Source organism: Salarchaeum japonicum (assembly GCF_020614395.1).
Taxonomy (GTDB): Archaea; Halobacteriota; Halobacteria; order Halobacteriales; family Halobacteriaceae; genus Salarchaeum; species Salarchaeum japonicum.
On the sequence record NZ_CP085324.1, the window covers coordinates 1,407,751 to 1,422,429 of the forward strand.

General features: G+C 67.7%; 16 protein-coding genes. 8 read left to right on the forward strand and 8 right to left on the reverse strand.

Going from position 1 to position 14,679, the window contains the following annotated elements; genetic code table 11:
* Positions 1–3: 3 nt before the first annotated feature.
* On the reverse strand, positions 4–1,659 hold the full coding sequence (gene ligA / locus LI334_RS07935) for an ATP-dependent DNA ligase LigA (RefSeq protein ID WP_227259915.1): 1,656 nt from the start codon (positions 1,657–1,659) through the stop codon (positions 4–6).
* An 81-nt stretch (positions 1,660–1,740) separates the two neighbouring features.
* Here ligA and LI334_RS07940 point away from each other — a divergent pair, with 81 nt between their 5' ends.
* Positions 1,741–3,273 carry a hypothetical protein gene (locus LI334_RS07940; RefSeq protein WP_227259917.1) on the forward strand — a complete coding sequence of 511 codons (1,533 nt, stop codon included), beginning with the start codon at positions 1,741–1,743 and terminating at the stop codon, positions 3,271–3,273.
* Here the strand turns inward: LI334_RS07940 and LI334_RS07945 are convergent.
* The 3 genes from LI334_RS07945 to LI334_RS07955 form a co-directional block, all read right to left on the reverse strand.
* Positions 3,262–3,786, reverse strand: coding sequence for a hypothetical protein (locus LI334_RS07945; RefSeq protein WP_227259919.1), 525 nt, complete (start codon positions 3,784–3,786; stop codon positions 3,262–3,264). The genes LI334_RS07940 and LI334_RS07945 overlap by 12 nt on opposite strands.
* A 326-nt stretch (positions 3,787–4,112) precedes the next feature.
* Positions 4,113–4,844: an archaeal proteasome endopeptidase complex subunit beta gene (gene psmB, locus LI334_RS07950; RefSeq protein ID WP_227259921.1), complete on the reverse strand. Its 732-nt coding sequence runs from the start codon at positions 4,842–4,844 to the stop codon at positions 4,113–4,115.
* Positions 4,845–4,896: 52 nt separating this feature from the next.
* Positions 4,897–5,061, reverse strand: a complete 165-nt coding sequence (locus LI334_RS07955; RefSeq protein ID WP_227259923.1) for a hypothetical protein — start codon at positions 5,059–5,061, stop codon at positions 4,897–4,899.
* A gap of 251 nt (positions 5,062–5,312) precedes the next feature.
* Between LI334_RS07955 and LI334_RS07960 the strand changes: the two genes are divergently transcribed.
* From LI334_RS07960 to LI334_RS07970, 3 genes are all read left to right on the forward strand, one after another.
* A complete protein-coding gene (locus LI334_RS07960; RefSeq protein WP_227259925.1) occupies positions 5,313–5,678 on the forward strand; it encodes a DUF555 domain-containing protein in 366 nt (121 codons plus the stop codon).
* Between the two features lie 78 nt (positions 5,679–5,756).
* A complete protein-coding gene (locus LI334_RS07965) occupies positions 5,757–6,296 on the forward strand; it encodes a CBS domain-containing protein (RefSeq protein WP_227259926.1) in 540 nt (179 codons plus the stop codon).
* Between the two features lie 2 nt (positions 6,297–6,298).
* Positions 6,299–6,988 carry a TVP38/TMEM64 family protein gene (locus tag LI334_RS07970; protein WP_227259928.1) on the forward strand — a complete coding sequence of 230 codons (690 nt, stop codon included), beginning with the start codon at positions 6,299–6,301 and terminating at the stop codon, positions 6,986–6,988.
* On the opposite strand, the gene purM is transcribed toward LI334_RS07970, so the two are convergent.
* From purM to LI334_RS07985, 3 genes are all read right to left on the reverse strand, one after another.
* Positions 6,975–7,949: a phosphoribosylformylglycinamidine cyclo-ligase gene (gene purM, locus LI334_RS07975; RefSeq protein WP_227259930.1), complete on the reverse strand. Its 975-nt coding sequence runs from the start codon at positions 7,947–7,949 to the stop codon at positions 6,975–6,977. The two genes, LI334_RS07970 and purM, sit on opposite strands and share 14 nt — an antisense overlap.
* A 63-nt stretch (positions 7,950–8,012) precedes the next feature.
* Entirely contained in the window at positions 8,013–8,597 is a 585-nt protein-coding gene (locus LI334_RS07980) for a zinc metalloprotease (protein ID WP_227259931.1), read from the reverse strand.
* Positions 8,594–10,066 (reverse strand): TraB/GumN family protein, encoded by a 1,473-nt coding sequence (locus LI334_RS07985; RefSeq protein WP_227259934.1) that lies wholly within the window; start codon positions 10,064–10,066, stop codon positions 8,594–8,596. Before LI334_RS07985 ends, LI334_RS07980 begins: the two co-directional genes overlap by 4 nt.
* A gap of 85 nt (positions 10,067–10,151) precedes the next feature.
* Between LI334_RS07985 and LI334_RS07990 the strand changes: the two genes are divergently transcribed.
* A complete protein-coding gene (locus LI334_RS07990; protein WP_227259936.1) occupies positions 10,152–10,592 on the forward strand; it encodes an acyl-CoA thioesterase in 441 nt (146 codons plus the stop codon).
* Entirely contained in the window at positions 10,589–11,056 is a 468-nt protein-coding gene (locus LI334_RS07995; RefSeq protein WP_227259937.1) for a hypothetical protein, read from the forward strand. Before LI334_RS07990 ends, LI334_RS07995 begins: the two co-directional genes overlap by 4 nt.
* A 167-nt stretch (positions 11,057–11,223) precedes the next feature.
* Here LI334_RS07995 and glpK read toward each other — a convergent pair whose 3' ends face one another.
* A complete protein-coding gene (gene glpK / locus LI334_RS08000; RefSeq protein ID WP_227259941.1) occupies positions 11,224–12,741 on the reverse strand; it encodes a glycerol kinase GlpK in 1,518 nt (505 codons plus the stop codon).
* Positions 12,742–12,819: 78 nt separating this feature from the next.
* On the opposite strand from glpK, the gene LI334_RS08005 reads away from it, so the two are divergent.
* Both LI334_RS08005 and LI334_RS08010 read left to right on the forward strand, forming a co-directional pair.
* Positions 12,820–13,113, forward strand: a complete 294-nt coding sequence (locus tag LI334_RS08005; RefSeq protein WP_227259944.1) for a DUF7526 family protein — start codon at positions 12,820–12,822, stop codon at positions 13,111–13,113.
* A gap of 89 nt (positions 13,114–13,202) precedes the next feature.
* Positions 13,203–14,660, forward strand: a complete 1,458-nt coding sequence (locus LI334_RS08010; protein ID WP_227259948.1) for an oligosaccharide flippase family protein — start codon at positions 13,203–13,205, stop codon at positions 14,658–14,660.
* Positions 14,661–14,679 lie beyond the last annotated feature (19 nt).

Here is a 14,679-nt window from a genome sequence, read left to right on the forward strand (position 1 = left end):
CGGCTACTGGGTGTCGGCGAGCCGGCGGACGCGCTCGATGGTGTCCGCGTCCGCGGGGTCTTTGTCGTCGCGCACGCCGAGGAAGCGGGGGAAACGGAGGGCGTAGCCCGCGGAGTACGTGGGGGACTCCTGTATCTCCTCGTACCCGACCTCGAAGACGACCGCGGGTTCGAGGTCGACGTCCTGGCCGTCCTGACTCCGGATGTGGGGTTCCAGGCGGTCGGTGAGGTCTGCGAGTTCCGCGTCCGTGATGCCGGTCGCGACCTTTCCGAGCGTCTCGTACGCTTCGGTCTCGCTGTTCCACGCGGAGAGGAGGAAGGTTCCGAGGAAGGAGGCTCTGCGGCCTTCGCCCCACTCCGCGCCGGTGACGACGAGGTCGAGGGTCTCCACGTCGGGCTTGCGCTTCAGCCAGTTCTTCCCGCGCTTTCCGGGCGAGTACGCGGAGTCGGGGTTCTTGAGCATGATGCCCTCGTGGCCGGTTTCGAGCGCGCGCGCTTCGATGTCGCCGATTTCGTCGGGGTCGTCGGTGAGCGCGAGGTCGGAGACGCCCGCGGAGAGCGCGTCCGCGAGTCGATCGTGGCGCTCGGTGAGCGGCCGGTCGAGCAGGTCGTCGCCGTCGTGGTGGAGGCAGTCGAACGCCCGCAGTTCCACTTCGACCTCCTCGCGCATCCGGTCGACGTCGTGCTTCCGGCGGAACCGCCGCAGGATCTCCTGGAACGGGAGGGGGTCGCCGTCCTCGTCGGTGGCGATGACCTCGCCGTCGAGAATCGCGGGGGCGTCGAGTTCGTCTTCAGCGAACTCTACGACCTCGGGAAGCGCGCCCGTGACGTCCTCCATGTTCCGCGAGTAGAGCGACACCTCGTCGTCGTAGTGGAGTTGGACGCGCGCGCCGTCGAACTTCGTCTCCACCGCGACCGTCCCCCACTCCGCGACGGCGTCCGTGATGGTGCCGGCCTGCGCGAGCATCGCCTGCACGGGCCGCCCGACTTCGAGGTGGATGTCGTCCAACCCCGCCTCGCCGTCGTCGCGCGCGGTCTCGGCGACGAGGCCGTAGTCGTTCGACACCTGGAGCGCGCGCTCCACCGACTCGACGGGCACGTCGAACGCCTCGGCGATGCCGTCGCGAACGGTGCCTTCGCCGACGCCGATGCGCATCTCGGAGAGCACGAGGCGGGCGAGGTAGCGCGCCTCCTCGCTCGAACACCGATTGAAGAGGCCGAAGAGGACGGTTATCTTCTCGTCCTGACTGCCCGCGCCCTCGGCCGCCGCGAGCGCCGCGAGTTCGTCGTACACCTCGCGGACGGTCAGGGCGTCGCGGCCGCCGCCGCTCGTGAACGCGCCGAGTCCCTGCTGGCCGCCGAGGTCGTAGGACGCCGCGACCGCGCCGATGTCGCCCGCGTCGGCGAGCGCGGCCTCCACGTCCTCTCTGTCCGTGTTCGGGCCGGCGGCGCGCGCGATGGCCTCGTAGCAGTAGTTCGGGCCGATGTCGAGTTTCGTCTCGCTGTACGCCGGGAACACGCGTCCCTGCACGAACCGCGCGACCACCGCGAGGTCGTCGCCCGCCGCCGCGAACAGGTCGGCGACGAGGGAGACGACGTCGAGGTCTGCGGGTTCGGCCTCGATGGCGGACGCGCGCTCGGCGAACTCCGCGAACTCCATTACGCGGTCGTTCACGGCGTCCGTGCTTAAACCGACCGAAGGCCCACCGCCTTTTATACGCTCGCTCACGAACCCTCGCGCATGACTCGCTCGGACCTCGCAGCCGCGGTCGACGACGTCCTCGACGTGGACGCCGAGGCGTTCCAGTCGCGCGTCCGGGAGGACGCCGACGTCATCAAGGAGGAACTCGCGGCCGGGACGTTCGACAACCCCCAGGCCATCGTCGGCCTGGAGTACGAGTTCTACGCGGTGAGCGACGAGGGGTCGCTCGCCCGACTCCCCCGTCGCCTCCTCGAGTTCGTGGGGTTCGAGAAGGAACTCGGCCTGCACAACGCGGAGATGACGACCAGCCCCCAGCCCCTCAACGAGTACGGCCTCGACGCGCAGGAGTCCGAGGTGCAGGCGCGCCTGAAGGCCGCCTACGAGCCGATGGACGCCGAAGGACTCCACCTCGTCAGCGACGGCATGTGGACGATACCGCCAGAGGGCGAGACCGCGGAGGAGTACCTGACGGACAGCGTCTCGGACGCGGGCATCGACCTCGCGACGAACATGAGCGCCTCGACGCGGTACCACGCGATGGCGAACACCGACCAGCCGGCGGGGATGACGCTCGACGCACCCCACGTCTCGCTCGAAGCGAACACGGTGATGCCGGAGGCGCTCATCACGTCGATTCAGCCGCACTACCAGGTTCCGCAGGCGGTCGACCTCCCGACGTACTTCCGGTACGCGCTCCGGTTCGCCGGCCCGCTCGTCGCGCTCGGCGTGAACTCGCCGTTCTACCCGCCCGACCTCTACGACGACGACGCGACCCCGGCAGAGATTCTCGCGGACAGCCACGACGAACACCGCGTCGGCGTGTTCGAATCCGTGCTCAACGTTCCCGGCGAACAGGAGAAAGTGCGGTTCCCCCGGGATATCGAGAGCATCGAGGAGGCGGTCGACCGCATCGTCGAGGACAACACCATCGTTCCGATGCCCGTCGAGCAAGGCGGGCGGTTCGACGACGAGTTCGCGCACTTCCGGATGAAACACGGCACGTACTGGCGGTGGATGCGGCCCGTGCTCGGCGGGAGCAGTCGGGAGTCCGCGAACGCCCGCATCGAGTTCCGGCCGCTCCCCGGCCAGCCCACCGTGCGGGACACCGTCGCGTTCCAGGCGATGCTGGCGGGCCTCCTGCAGTCGATGGTGCGCCGCGACCACGACCTCTACGCGCTCGACTGGGCGGACGCCCGCGACAACTTCTACGCCGCCGTCGAGGACGGCCTGGACGCCGACTTCACGTACGTCACCGCGGACGGCGACGAGACCACGGACTCGCAGGCGATTTACGAAGACTTGTTCGAGCACGCAGAACGCGGCCTGCTCGACTGCGGCCTCGGCGAGGAAGCCGCCGCGAAGTACCTCTGGCCGCTCCGCCAGCGCGCCCGCCACGGCGTCACTCCCGCCGACTGGAAGCGCGACCGCGTCCGCGACCAGCTCGACGACGGCGACACCTTCCAGAACGCCGTCTACGCGATGCAGTGCGAGTACATCGAGAACCAGCGCGAGACCATCCTCGAAGGCAGCTTCGCCGACTGGGTCGGCCGCGGCGACGGCTTAGAGAAGTAAAATTACGAGCCCAGCGCTCAAAGCAGCTATCAAGTAGATAATCGCGAGTGTCGGACTAAATAGAACAACGATAGTTGCCATCCCAAAGAGAGCCGAGTAGATGTATACTGACCCCATTAGAACCCAAATAAGGCGCCCCACACCGGCCACCAGCGGAAATCCAATCAGAAGAAAGACCGAGATAAGGAAACTAGCCCAGGTAGGGAGGGGAAGGGAAAATGAATGGGTAGTAGAACCGAAGAGGGAGAGAAAGAACCCAATAGCAATCAGAAGAGCCCCGATTATTCTCCAAGAGATTAGCTCAAGCTCAGCGATTTTGTCCCGCGTCTCTTCGTACTCGTATAGTTCAGAAAGGCGATCTTGGACTCCGCTTAATTCACCCACTGCCAAAAGAAGACTACCGAATCCCTGAATGATAGTGACGGCTGTTGAACCGCGTATCTGATCCCCGGCATTACTGTAGATAGCAATAACTAGGAAGAGTAGTGGTGTGAACAGCGCGAAGGCAGCCATCGGGAGGACCTCCTCTAAATCCGATTCTGGAACGGGTGTTTTGCGAGCAAGACGTGCCGAAATATACGATGACCCCCTCTCACGAATACGATTAGATGGAACAGGAAATAATCGATGGCGTATATCGTTCTCGGAGGGTTGCGAACTCAGTAGATAATACAGACCGATGACGAGCGTTAGGACTGGCCCGATGTACAGAGGGAGAGACGCATGAAGCGCTAACGCACCTCCGGCCCCCACTATTCCTACGCTAACCGCATAAAGACCGATTAGGTTACGTTTCAGAAAATCCATCCCTGTGAGGATGAATTATCCGCTCAACCTATTTATAATAGGTCGTCGAAGTCTTCGTGGCCGACGATGTCGACGTTGTTCTCGGTGATGCGGGTGATGTGGATGCCGTTGCCGGAGGCGGCGTCGCGTTCGCTGGCGGCCTTGACGGCTTTGGCGGCGACGGTTTCGGCTTCGTCCATGGTGAGGCCGTCCTCGTAGTTGTTTTCGAGGCTGCCGAGGGCGTACGGCATGCCGGAGCCCTGTGCGGTGTAGTCGTCCTGCATGCTGCTTCCGCCGGGGTCGAGGCTGTAGACGTGGGAGCCGTCTTCGTCGACGCCGCCGAGGATGGGGACGACGACGAAGAAGGGGCCGCCGCGGAGCATGTTCGCGGAGATGGTGGCGAGGGCGTTGATGCTCATCTTCTCGCCGCGGCGGGCCTCGTAGAGGTTCGCTTCGGCGCGGAGGCTTCGGATGAAGGACTGTGCGCCGCCGACGCTGCCGGAGATGGCGAGCGCGGCGTTCTCCTGGATTTCTTCGACTTTCTGGACGTCCTTGTTGTAGATGACGCGGCCGCCGAGGCTCGCGCGCTGGTCGGACGCCATGATGACGCCGTCGTCGGCGGCGATGCCGACGATGGTGGTCTCGGATTCGATCTGGTTGACCTCTTTTTCGGTCATGTCGTTCTGGGGGAGTTCCCCGACCTGGGGTTCGTAGGGGTTCTGCGTGGCGTCCTCGAATTTCGCGGTGTTCCGCGCGAAGTCGGAGCCTCTGCTCGGGTTATACATTACCAGTTCGTAGACGCGGCCGACTTATAAAACCAGTCCTTGCGGCGGTCTGTTAGCGCGCGTTCTCGTAGGCGTGTTCGGTGCGGGCGACCAGCCGGTGAATGGGGAGGGTGACGCCGAGTTTGCTGGTGAGCACCGCGAGCGGGAGGAGCGCGATGCCGAGGGCGAGCGTCGTCTGGTACGCGGCGGCGGTCGTGATGCGCGTGAGCGCTGTCATCTCGATAGCCGTCCTGAACGCCGCCCCCTATATAGATGTTACTCCTGCCGGGTGGCGTGAAGGGCGGCGCAGTCGTGCGATTACACTCGGGTAGTGGTGAGTGCAACTCGACTTGGGTTCGCGCGACAGGACGCGGTAGGCGGGGGCTGGCTTCGGCGGTGGTGAGCGCTAAGTTATGCGAATACTCGGCGTAACGTCCGCACCGCGGGGCGAACCACAAGACACGACTACCCGGCGCGAAATCTCTACGTATGAGCAACTACGTCGTGGCGATGGAGGCAGCGTGGCTGGTTCGTGACGTCGATAACTCGGACGACGCCATCGGTGTCGCGGTGAGCGAGGCAGGCAAGCGCCTGAACCAACAGGACCTCGATTACGTCGAGGTCGAAGCCGGGCTGACGAGCTGTCCCGCGTGCGGGGAGCCGCTGGACGCGGCGTTCCTCGCGGCGGGCACCGCGCTCGTCGGGCTCGTGCTGGAGCTCACCGTGTTCAACGCGGACTCCGAGGAGCACGCGTCGCGCATCGCGAAGTCCGAGGTCGGCGGCGCGCTCCGCGACGTTCCCCTCGAAGTCATTGAGGTCGTCGAGGAGGCCGAGGACGCCGACGAGGACGCGTAAGCCCGCGTACGTCTGCGGTCGGGCGCGTCGTCGCGCGGACAGCCAAACCTTTATTGATAACCTCGGGTAATGACGAGTATGCACCTCCCGACCCCCCAGGACTTGCGGGAGCGTCGGACCGCGCTCGAACTCACGCAGAGCGAACTCGCCGACCGCGCGGGCGTCTCCCAGCCCCTCATCGCCCGCATCGAGGGCGGCGACGTCGACCCCCGCCTCTCGACCCTCCGCCGCATCGTGGACGCCCTCAACGAGGCGGAAGGCGACGTGGTTCGGGCGCGCACACTGATGCACGACGAGGTCGTGCACGTCGGCCCCGACGACCCCGTGAAGCGCGCCGTCGAGAAGATGCAGGACGCGGGGTACAGCCAGCTTCCCGTCATCACGAACGGCGTGCCCGTGGGGAGCATCAGCGAGAGCGACATCGTGCACGCGGGCGAGAACGTCGGCGACCAGCCCGTGCGCGACGTGATGAGCGAGAGCTTCCCGACCGTCTCGCCGGACGCGACCCTCGAAGAGGTGTCGAGCCTCCTCGACCACTACACGGCCGTCATCGTCACCGAGGAGGGATCCTCGGTCGGCATCATCACGCAGGCCGACGTGGCGGCCCGCATCTCCTGAAAATGCGGTCGCTCCGGCTGTTCCGCTCGCACGAGGCGCGGCGGAGCGCGCTCGTCGCGCTCGTCGGGCTTCTCGCGGCCCTCCTCGTGCTCGCGGCGGTGTTCGCGCGCCTCGACGTGTTCTCGACGCCCGCGGAGCTCCGCGCGTTCCTCGACTCGTTCGGCCGCGCGACCCCGGTCGCGTTCGTCCTCCTGCAGGCGATGCAGGTCGTCGCCGCGCCCGTTCCCGGCCAGGTGCTGTCGTTCGTCTCCGGCTACCTCTTCGGGCCGCTCTGGGGTACCGCGTACAGCGTGCTCGGCGCGAGCATCGGGAGTTACGCCGCGTTCTGGCTCTCCCGGCGGTACGGCCGGCCGTACGTCGAGCGCATCGTCGCCGACGACGCCTTCGAGTGGTTCGAGACCGTCACCGCCGAGAACGGCCTGCTCGCGCTCTTTCTCGTCTTCCTGATTCCCGGGCTCCCGGACGACGTGCTGTGTTTCGTCGCCGGACTCACCGACCTCGACCTGAAGAAGATGACCGTCGCCGCGGCGCTCGGCCGGATTCCCGGGTTCTTCTTCGCGGCGCTCGCCGGGTCGAACGCCGCCGCGGGCGACTACGCGAGCGCCATCGTCATCGCCGCCGCGCTCGGTCTCGCCGGTCTCGTCTGCTGGGTGTACCGCGAGCGGGTTCGGGCGGCGCTCAGTCGAGTGTGAGGCCGCGCACCGCAACGCCCTCACCCTCTTCGACGGAGCCGATGACGCGGCCGTCCGTCGCGTCCGCCAGCGACTCCGCCTCCTCGGGCGGGAGCGCGACGACGAACCCCGTGCCCATGTTGAACGTGCGATGCATCTCCGCGTCGGAGACCGACCCGCGCTCCTGCACGAACGCGAAGACGTCCTGGGCGTCGAAGGGGTCGAGAATCGAGTACCGGTAGTCGCCCATCCGGGAGAGGTTCGTCCACCCGCCGCCGGTGACGTGCGCGGCGGCGTGCACGTCGTGTTCGTGCAGGTCGTCGAGGAGGTACGTGTAGAGCCGGGTCGGTTCGAGGAGCGCCTCCCCGACCGTGTCGTAGCCATCGTAGGGGTAGGGGTCGGTGTAGTCGCCGTCGCGGGTCGCGGCCTCGCGGGCGAGCGTGAGGCCGTTCGAGTGGATGCCGGAGGACTCGAAGCCGACGAGCACGTCGCCCGCCTCGGCCTCCCCGGGGAACACCTCGTCCTCGGTGGCGAGGCCGGCGGCCGTTCCGGCGAGGTCGAGACCGGACACGACTTCCGGCATCACGGCGGTCTCGCCGCCGACGAGCGCGACGCCGGCGTCCTCCGCGCCCCGGGCGAGTCCCGCGCCTATCTGTTCGGAGAACGTCTCGCTGGGTTCGTCCACCGCGAGGTAGTCCACGAACGCGACGGGGGTGACGCCGGCGGCGACGAGGTCGTTGACGTTCATCGCGATGCAGTCGATGCCGACCGTGCTGTAGTCGCCGAGCGCCTCGGCGACGAGGAGTTTGGTGCCGACGCCGTCAGTGGCGAGCGCGAGGTACTGGTCGCCGATGTCGATGAGGCCGGCGTACTCGGTGGTGTCGTTCCCGCCGACCTGGGAGACGAGCGCGGCGGTCGCGGCCTCGCTCGCGTCGATGTCGACTCCGGCGTCGGCGTACGTGAGTTCCTCCTCGTCAGTCATACACGACGGTGGGTATGACGTGGCGAAAAACCCACCGGTGTATGCACGAGCGCGCCGAGATGTTTAGACGAATCCGAGCAGGCGGAGCGCGAGCAGGATGGAGGGCGCGGCGACTGCGACGTAGACGCCGAGGTTCCACTTTCTGACGGTGTTGCCGTCGAGCGGGCCGAACGGGAGCATGTTGAAGCCCGCGAGTAGGACGTTGATGAGGACGCCGTACTCGGCGACGGCGGAGAGCGGGGTGAGCGCGAAGAAGACGGCGGCCATCGCGAGGTTCGCGACGGGGCCGGCGAGCGCGACGAGGCCGCGCTGACGGCTGGTGATGCGGCCAGCGTGGTGAACCGCGCCGGGCGCGGCGAACAGGAAGCCGGCGAGGCCGCCCGCGATGGCGAGCAACAGCATCCCGTAGTCCGCGCGGAACTCGGCGTGCTGGCCGAAGTGGACGGCGACGGCCTTGTGCGCGAGTTCGTGGCCGAGGAAGCCGACGCCCGCCGTCACGAGACTGACGACGAACAGGAGCAGGAACTCCGTCGAAACCACTACGTCGAGGCGGGTGGCGCTGATGGGGGAGAGCAGGAGGCCGAACGCGAGCCCGAGCGCGAGCCAGGCGACGGCGAGGTCTCTGAGTTCGCGTCGGCTGTAGTTCATAGGAGGGAGACGATGAGGTCGATGCTGTTCGCGATACCCGCTCTCATCGCGGCGGTGAGTTCGCCGAGGGAGTCGAAGGGGCCGCCGAGGTAGGGGAGGACGACGAACGGGAAGAGGAAGCTCGCTATCATGCTCCCGACGTTGGTGAGCGCGACGACGGCGATGAGTTTGAACAGCGGCACCTCCCGCATCCGCGCGAGGAGGTCGCCGATGGGGGCGTCCTCGTCGGCCATGATTTCGTTGAGCGTGCTGATGTCGCCGATGGAGACGGGCGTGTACCGGAGTTCGACGTAACCCGCGAACCACCCGGGCGCGAGCAGGGGGTTGAGGCTGGTGAGCCACGCGACGAGGCCGCCGACGGTCGCGCTCCGGATGCGTGCGCCGCCGACGAGCGCGAGCGTGAACGCGAACGCGCCGTTGAACACGACCCACGCGAGGAACACGCGGAGGAGGTCTTGGTTGCTGATACCGCTCATCAGCAGGAGGAGGAAGAACACGAGGAAGCCGACGGTGAGCAGGAAGCCGAACAGTTTCGCGAGCGAGAACCGCTTCTCCTCGCGGCCCTGCAGGCTCTCCATCGGCGGCAGGGTCTCGGGGTTGTCGAGGTAGCCCTTGACGCCCTCGACGTGGCCCGCGCCGATGACGGCGAGCACGTCCTTGCCCTGCTGGCGGAGCGCGAGGATGTTGTGCGCGAGGTAGGCGTCGCGTTCGTCGATGAGGGCTTCCGCGCCCCGGGGGCTGAACCGCCGGAACTCCTCCATCATCGCGCTCACCACGTCCGTGTCGGTGAGGTCCTCCATGTCGAGTTCCTCGTACTCCTCCTCGCCGCCGGTGCGCGCGAACAGCAGTCCGAGGACGGTGCCGACGACGAGCGCGACGGCGGCGGCGATGGCGACGACTTCGACGAGCATCGTGAGCACGCCGAGCAGGCCGCCGCCCGCGAGCACGAACGGCCCCGCGAGCAGTTCGACCACGAGGCCGAGCAAGCCGCCGCCGGTGAACCCGAGCGCCAGCCCGAGCGTCCACGGGTCGGCGAGGCCGAACGCGAGCCCGCCGACCATCCGGAGTTTCTCCACGAACCCCATGCGCGTCCAGAACCGCTGAATCGTCACCTGGATGTTCCGGTCTACCAGGGCGACGTCGATGCCGAGCGCTTCCGCGGTGTCCACGGCGGCGAGCATGTCCGCGCCCGGGCTCACGTCGAAGCGCTCGCCCATGCGTTGCTGGACGTAGGAGAGGAGCCAGTACGCGAGGAACTGGAACGCCATGCTCCCGCGGAGGAGGTCTTTGGGGTCGATGTCGTCGGGCGCGTCGCCCTTCATCTGTCGGTACCGGCCCTCGTCGAGTTCGACGGCGACCACGTCCGGGTCGCGCTCCTCGATTTCGCGCTCGACGGTTTCGACGGACTCCGAGGAGACGTGCGCGGTGCCGACGAGGTGAACCGACCCCTCGCGGGACTCGTCGCTCATTAGCGTGGAGTAGTCGGCCGGCGGGCCTTACAGGTGTCGGTCGGGGGTCGGCACGTTCTTCCCGCCGACGCCAGTACGTCGAGGTATGCCTTCGGTGATGGAAACGTACGTGGAGAACCGGGAGATGGTGCAGCCGAACCACGCGAACACGCACGGCACCGCGCACGGCGGGAACGTGATGAAGTGGATGGACGAGATCGGCGCGATGAGCGCGATGCGCTTCGCGGGCGAGGAGGTCGTCACGGCGCGCATGAACCAGGTGAACTTCGACCGCCCGATTCCCGTGGGGGACACGGCGCTCATCGAGGCGTACGTGTACGCGGCGGGGTCGACGAGCATGCGCGTCCGCCTGCGGACGTTCCGGGAGAACCCGCGGACGGGCGAGCGCGAGCAGACCACCGAATCCTTCTTCGTGTACGTGGCGGTGAACGACGACGGCCGTCCGACCACCGTCCCCGACCTCACGGTCGAGAGCGAGGAGGGCGAGGCGTACCGGGACGCGGCGCTGGAGGGCGAGGACGAATGAGCCTCGACATCTCGACAGGCGAGGTGCCCGACCCGCCGGAACTCGACACGGAGGCGAGCGTGGAGGACTACGAGGACCTCGACGTGGGCGGGAACGACTACCACCGCGACGACCTCGAAGCCTTCCTCCGGGAGGGCGCGTGGGAGGAGGCGTTCGTCGAGTGGGCGGACGACACCGACCTCACCGAGGAGGACTACGAAATCGTTCTCGACCTCGACCTCCTCGCGAACTTCGACTTCTTCTGGGACGACTTCGCCGACCGCGTCGGCTACCACGCGCCCGGCCTCCCCGAGGACTGGAAGGAACGCGACCTCCACCCCGCCCTCGACTCGTGGAGCACTGTCTCCGCCATCAACGCGTCGCTCACGGAACTCGGACGCACGGTGTCGGACAGGCTGAAGGCGGACTACGTGCACTGGGACGCGGAGTACGAAGCCCCGGACGACCTGCCGGATTTCGACTGACGCGAAAATCGCCCGATCGGGGGGAGCGGGCGCGGATGTACCAATGGTTGACGGGTGCGGACGCCCCGGGGGAGGCGATCTCGCACGCCGTACCTGATTGTGGTTCCTTCCAGTTTAAGCGTCTTCTGGGAGTATAGGTAAATCGCGTCTAGCGTTCCCGTATGTCCTTAAGGACTCTCGGTCGCCCAGTCGCGCGACCGTTCGACGGCGTCCTGCCAGCGGTCGTACTTGGCGTCCCAGTCGCCGTCCCGCGGGGTGAACGCGCGGTCGGTGCGGCGGTTCTCGCGGAGGGCGTCGAGGTCGCGCCAGTAGTCGGCGGCCAGGCCGGCGGCGTACGCCGCGCCGAGCGCCGTCGTCTCGTCCACGACGGGCCGGTCGATGTCGGTGTCGAGCACGTCCGCGATGAGCTGGCAGAGGAAGTCGTTCTTCACCGCGCCGCCGTCCACGCGGAGGGTGGAGAGGGACACGTCGCTGTCCGCGAGCATCGCCTCCGCCACGTCACGGGTCTGGTAGGCGATGGCTTCGAGCGTGGCGCGCACGACGTGTTCGCGGCGGGTGCCGCGGGTGAGGCCGACGATGGTGCCGCGGGCGCGCGGGTCCCAGTGCGGCGCGCCCAACCCGGTGAAGGCGGGGACGACGTAGACGCCGTCCGTGCCGTCCACGGCGCGCGCGAGCGACTCGGTCTCGCCTGCGTCCTCGACGAGTGACACGTCGTTCAGCCACTCGATGGCCGCGCCGGTCGCGAAGATGGAGCCTTCGAGCGCGTACTGCACGGGTTCGCCGCGCCGCTGGAAGCCGATTGTGGTGAGGAGGCCGTGCGTGGACTCGACGGGCGTCTCGCCGGTGTTGAGGAGGAAAAAGGAGCCGGTGCCGTAGGTGTTCTTCGCGTCGCCGGGGTCGAAGCACGCCTGCCCGAAGAGGGCGGCCTGCTGGTCGCCGAGCGCGCCCGCCACGGGAACCTGTGCACCGAGGAAGCCGCCGGGGTCGGTGTACCCATAGTACTCGTCGTCGGAGGACGGCCGGACATCGGGGAGGCAGGCGCGCGGCACGTCGAACTCCGCGAGCAACCGGTCGTCCCACGCGCAGTCGTGGATGTCGTACAGCATCGTCCGACTCGCGTTCGTGACATCGGTGACGTGCTCACCGGTGAGCTTGTAGATAAGCCACGAATCGATTGTGCCGAACAGCACCTCACCCGACTCGGCGCGCTCGCGGACGCTCCGGGTGGCCGAGCGCGTCGGTTCGATGGGGTCTGCGTTCTCCAACAGCCACTCCAGTTTCGACGCGGAGAAGTACGCGTCCGGCTCCAGGCCCGTCGTCTCCTGCACGTACGCGCTGAGGTCGTCGCTCAGCCCCTCGATGCGTTCGGTGGTTCGGCGGTCCTGCCAGACGATGGCGTCGTGAACCGGGTCGCCGGTCTCCGCGTCCCAGAGCACCGTCGTCTCGCGCTGGTTCGTCACGCCGATAGCCGCGAGGTCGGCGGGCGCGATACCGGCGTCCGCGAGCGCCGACTCCACCACCGACTGCGTGTTCGCCCAGAGCTCGCCCGGGTCGTGCTCCACCCAGGCCGGCTCCGGATAGTGCTGCTCGTGGGTCTCGTACGCGCCCGCGACCACGGACGCGTCCCGGTCGAACACCAGAAACCGAGTGCCCGTCGTTCCCTGGTCTATCGCCCCGACGTACATACGCCGAGACGCACGCCGAACCCACATAAGCGCGGAGGAAGAGGAAGCAGACTTGTATCGTCCCCGCCAGGGTCGCGTATGGAGACGTTCAGCGCGGAAGTCATGCACGTCGTCGGCCCCGAGGAGCGCGACGACCACGACCTCACGCCGTACCTCGAACGCATCAGCGAGGACCGCTACGTCCTCGTCGTTCGCAAGGGCGGCGCTCCATCCTGGCTCGACCGCGTCGTCGCGTTCCTCCGCCGCGACTCCATCGAAGCCGTCACCGTCGTCGCGGACGACGAGTACGAGGAAGGCGACGAACTCCACGTCACCGCCACGGAAACCGAGATGGCGGGCGTGTTCGACGCGACCGAGATACGGGAAGAATAGAGGCGGCGAAGACGGGCAGTCCGCAGGACGGGAGCGCGTGCGTTCCGGACGAGTACGCCTATCAGGGTCGCGTTCGAACCCGTGTTCGAATGAGCGACGAGGGCGACATCGCGGACGCCGCGTTCGGCGTGCAGGCCGGGTTCGGGTTCGCGGGGAAGGCCGCGACGGCGGTCGTGGGGTTCGTCGGGTCGGTGGTGCTGGCGCGCGCCCTCGGACCGAGCGACTACGGCCTGTTCTACGTCGCGCTCTCCGCCGCCGCGTTCTTCGTGAACCCCGTGACTGGATGGGCGACGGCGTGCAAGAAGCGGCTGACGGAACCGGAGTTTGCGGTGGACGAGGCGGTGGGGTCGCTCGCGGTCGCGGTCGCCGTGCTCGCCCTTGTCGGCGTGCCGATGGGGTACGTCGTGGTGGACGCGGTGACGGCGAACCCGGTGTTGCCGCTCGCGGTTCCCGTGCTGTTCGTGCCGCTCGCGGCGTACCGGTCGTCCACGACCCTGCTCTCGGGGCGTGCGAATTTCGCGCTCGCGGACTGGGCGGTCGTCGTCGAGACCGCCGTGACGACGATTGCGCAAGTCGTGTTCGTTCTCCTCGGGTTCGGCCTCTGGGGAATGATTGGGGGTGCCGTGACGGGTGCGCTGGTCGTCCTTCCCGTCGTGTACCGGTGGCTCGGCGTCCGGGCGCGTCTTCCCTCTCGGGAGTCGCTGCGGTCGGTCGCGGCGTTCTCGAAGTGGTCGATTCCGCGCGGGTTCGTCGGCACCGGTCTCTCCCAGATGGACGTCCTGCTCCTCGGGTGGCTGGCGGCGTCGAGCGCGGCGGGCGACTACCAGGTCGCGCTGAAGGTGTCGATGCCGGCGACGTTCGTCTCCGGCGCGATCACGGCGGGGTTGATGGGGCGGGTGTCGGCGCTCGCGGGCCGGTCGGGCGGCGACTGGACGCCGGACTTCCGGAACGCGCTCTCGACGGGGAGCGTGCTCGCCGTCCCCATCTTCGTCGGGAGTCTCGTGCTCGCGGAACCCATCGTCGTGACGGCGTTCGGCGGCGCGTACGCGGGCGCTGGCGCGTTCCTCGTCGGTCTCGCGGCGTACCGATTGCTCGAAACGCAGACCGCGCCCCGCGGGGCCGTGCTCGGCGGGCTCGACCGCCCCGACCTCGGTTTATGGGTGTCAGCCGCCGAACTCGCTATCAACGTCGCGCTCGGGCTCGCGCTCTGGTACGCGTACGGCCCGCTCGGAATCGTCGCCGCAACCGTGGTGACGCAGTCGTTCGCGTACGCCGCGAACACGCTTCTCGTCCGCCGCCTCACCGACGTGGACGTCGTCGTGACGCGGCCGTTCCTCGCGCAACTCGGAGCCGGCGCGGTGATGGGCGGTGTCGTGCTCGCGGCGAAATCCAGCGTCGGCCCCGGCGGCTGGCTCCCGGTTGTCGGCGTCGTGGCGCTCGGCGCGCTCGTCTACTTCGTCGTGCTGTTCGCGGTCTCGACCTACCACCGCGAGACCGTGCGCGGCATCTACGCAGACCTCGCCGGGTCGCGTGACGGCGGCCTCTAAGGTGCTGGCAGTTCCAGCA

Coding starts and splice junctions, on each gene's coding strand:
- ligA (WP_227259915.1), bottom strand. CDS start 1,659: ATGGAGTTCGCGGAGTTCGCCGAGCGCGCGTCCGCCATCGAGGCCGAA.
- LI334_RS07940 (WP_227259917.1), top strand. CDS start 1,741: ATGACTCGCTCGGACCTCGCAGCCGCGGTCGACGACGTCCTCGACGTG.
- LI334_RS07945 (WP_227259919.1), bottom strand. CDS start 3,786: ATGGCTGCCTTCGCGCTGTTCACACCACTACTCTTCCTAGTTATTGCT.
- psmB (WP_227259921.1), bottom strand. CDS start 4,844: ATGTATAACCCGAGCAGAGGCTCCGACTTCGCGCGGAACACCGCGAAA.
- LI334_RS07955 (WP_227259923.1), bottom strand. CDS start 5,061: ATGACAGCGCTCACGCGCATCACGACCGCCGCCGCGTACCAGACGACG.
- LI334_RS07960 (WP_227259925.1), top strand. CDS start 5,313: ATGAGCAACTACGTCGTGGCGATGGAGGCAGCGTGGCTGGTTCGTGAC.
- LI334_RS07965 (WP_227259926.1), top strand. CDS start 5,757: ATGCACCTCCCGACCCCCCAGGACTTGCGGGAGCGTCGGACCGCGCTC.
- LI334_RS07970 (WP_227259928.1), top strand. CDS start 6,299: ATGCGGTCGCTCCGGCTGTTCCGCTCGCACGAGGCGCGGCGGAGCGCG.
- purM (WP_227259930.1), bottom strand. CDS start 7,949: ATGACTGACGAGGAGGAACTCACGTACGCCGACGCCGGAGTCGACATC.
- LI334_RS07980 (WP_227259931.1), bottom strand. CDS start 8,597: ATGAACTACAGCCGACGCGAACTCAGAGACCTCGCCGTCGCCTGGCTC.
- LI334_RS07985 (WP_227259934.1), bottom strand. CDS start 10,066: ATGAGCGACGAGTCCCGCGAGGGGTCGGTTCACCTCGTCGGCACCGCG.
- LI334_RS07990 (WP_227259936.1), top strand. CDS start 10,152: ATGCCTTCGGTGATGGAAACGTACGTGGAGAACCGGGAGATGGTGCAG.
- LI334_RS07995 (WP_227259937.1), top strand. CDS start 10,589: ATGAGCCTCGACATCTCGACAGGCGAGGTGCCCGACCCGCCGGAACTC.
- glpK (WP_227259941.1), bottom strand. CDS start 12,741: ATGTACGTCGGGGCGATAGACCAGGGAACGACGGGCACTCGGTTTCTG.
- LI334_RS08005 (WP_227259944.1), top strand. CDS start 12,820: ATGGAGACGTTCAGCGCGGAAGTCATGCACGTCGTCGGCCCCGAGGAG.
- LI334_RS08010 (WP_227259948.1), top strand. CDS start 13,203: ATGAGCGACGAGGGCGACATCGCGGACGCCGCGTTCGGCGTGCAGGCC.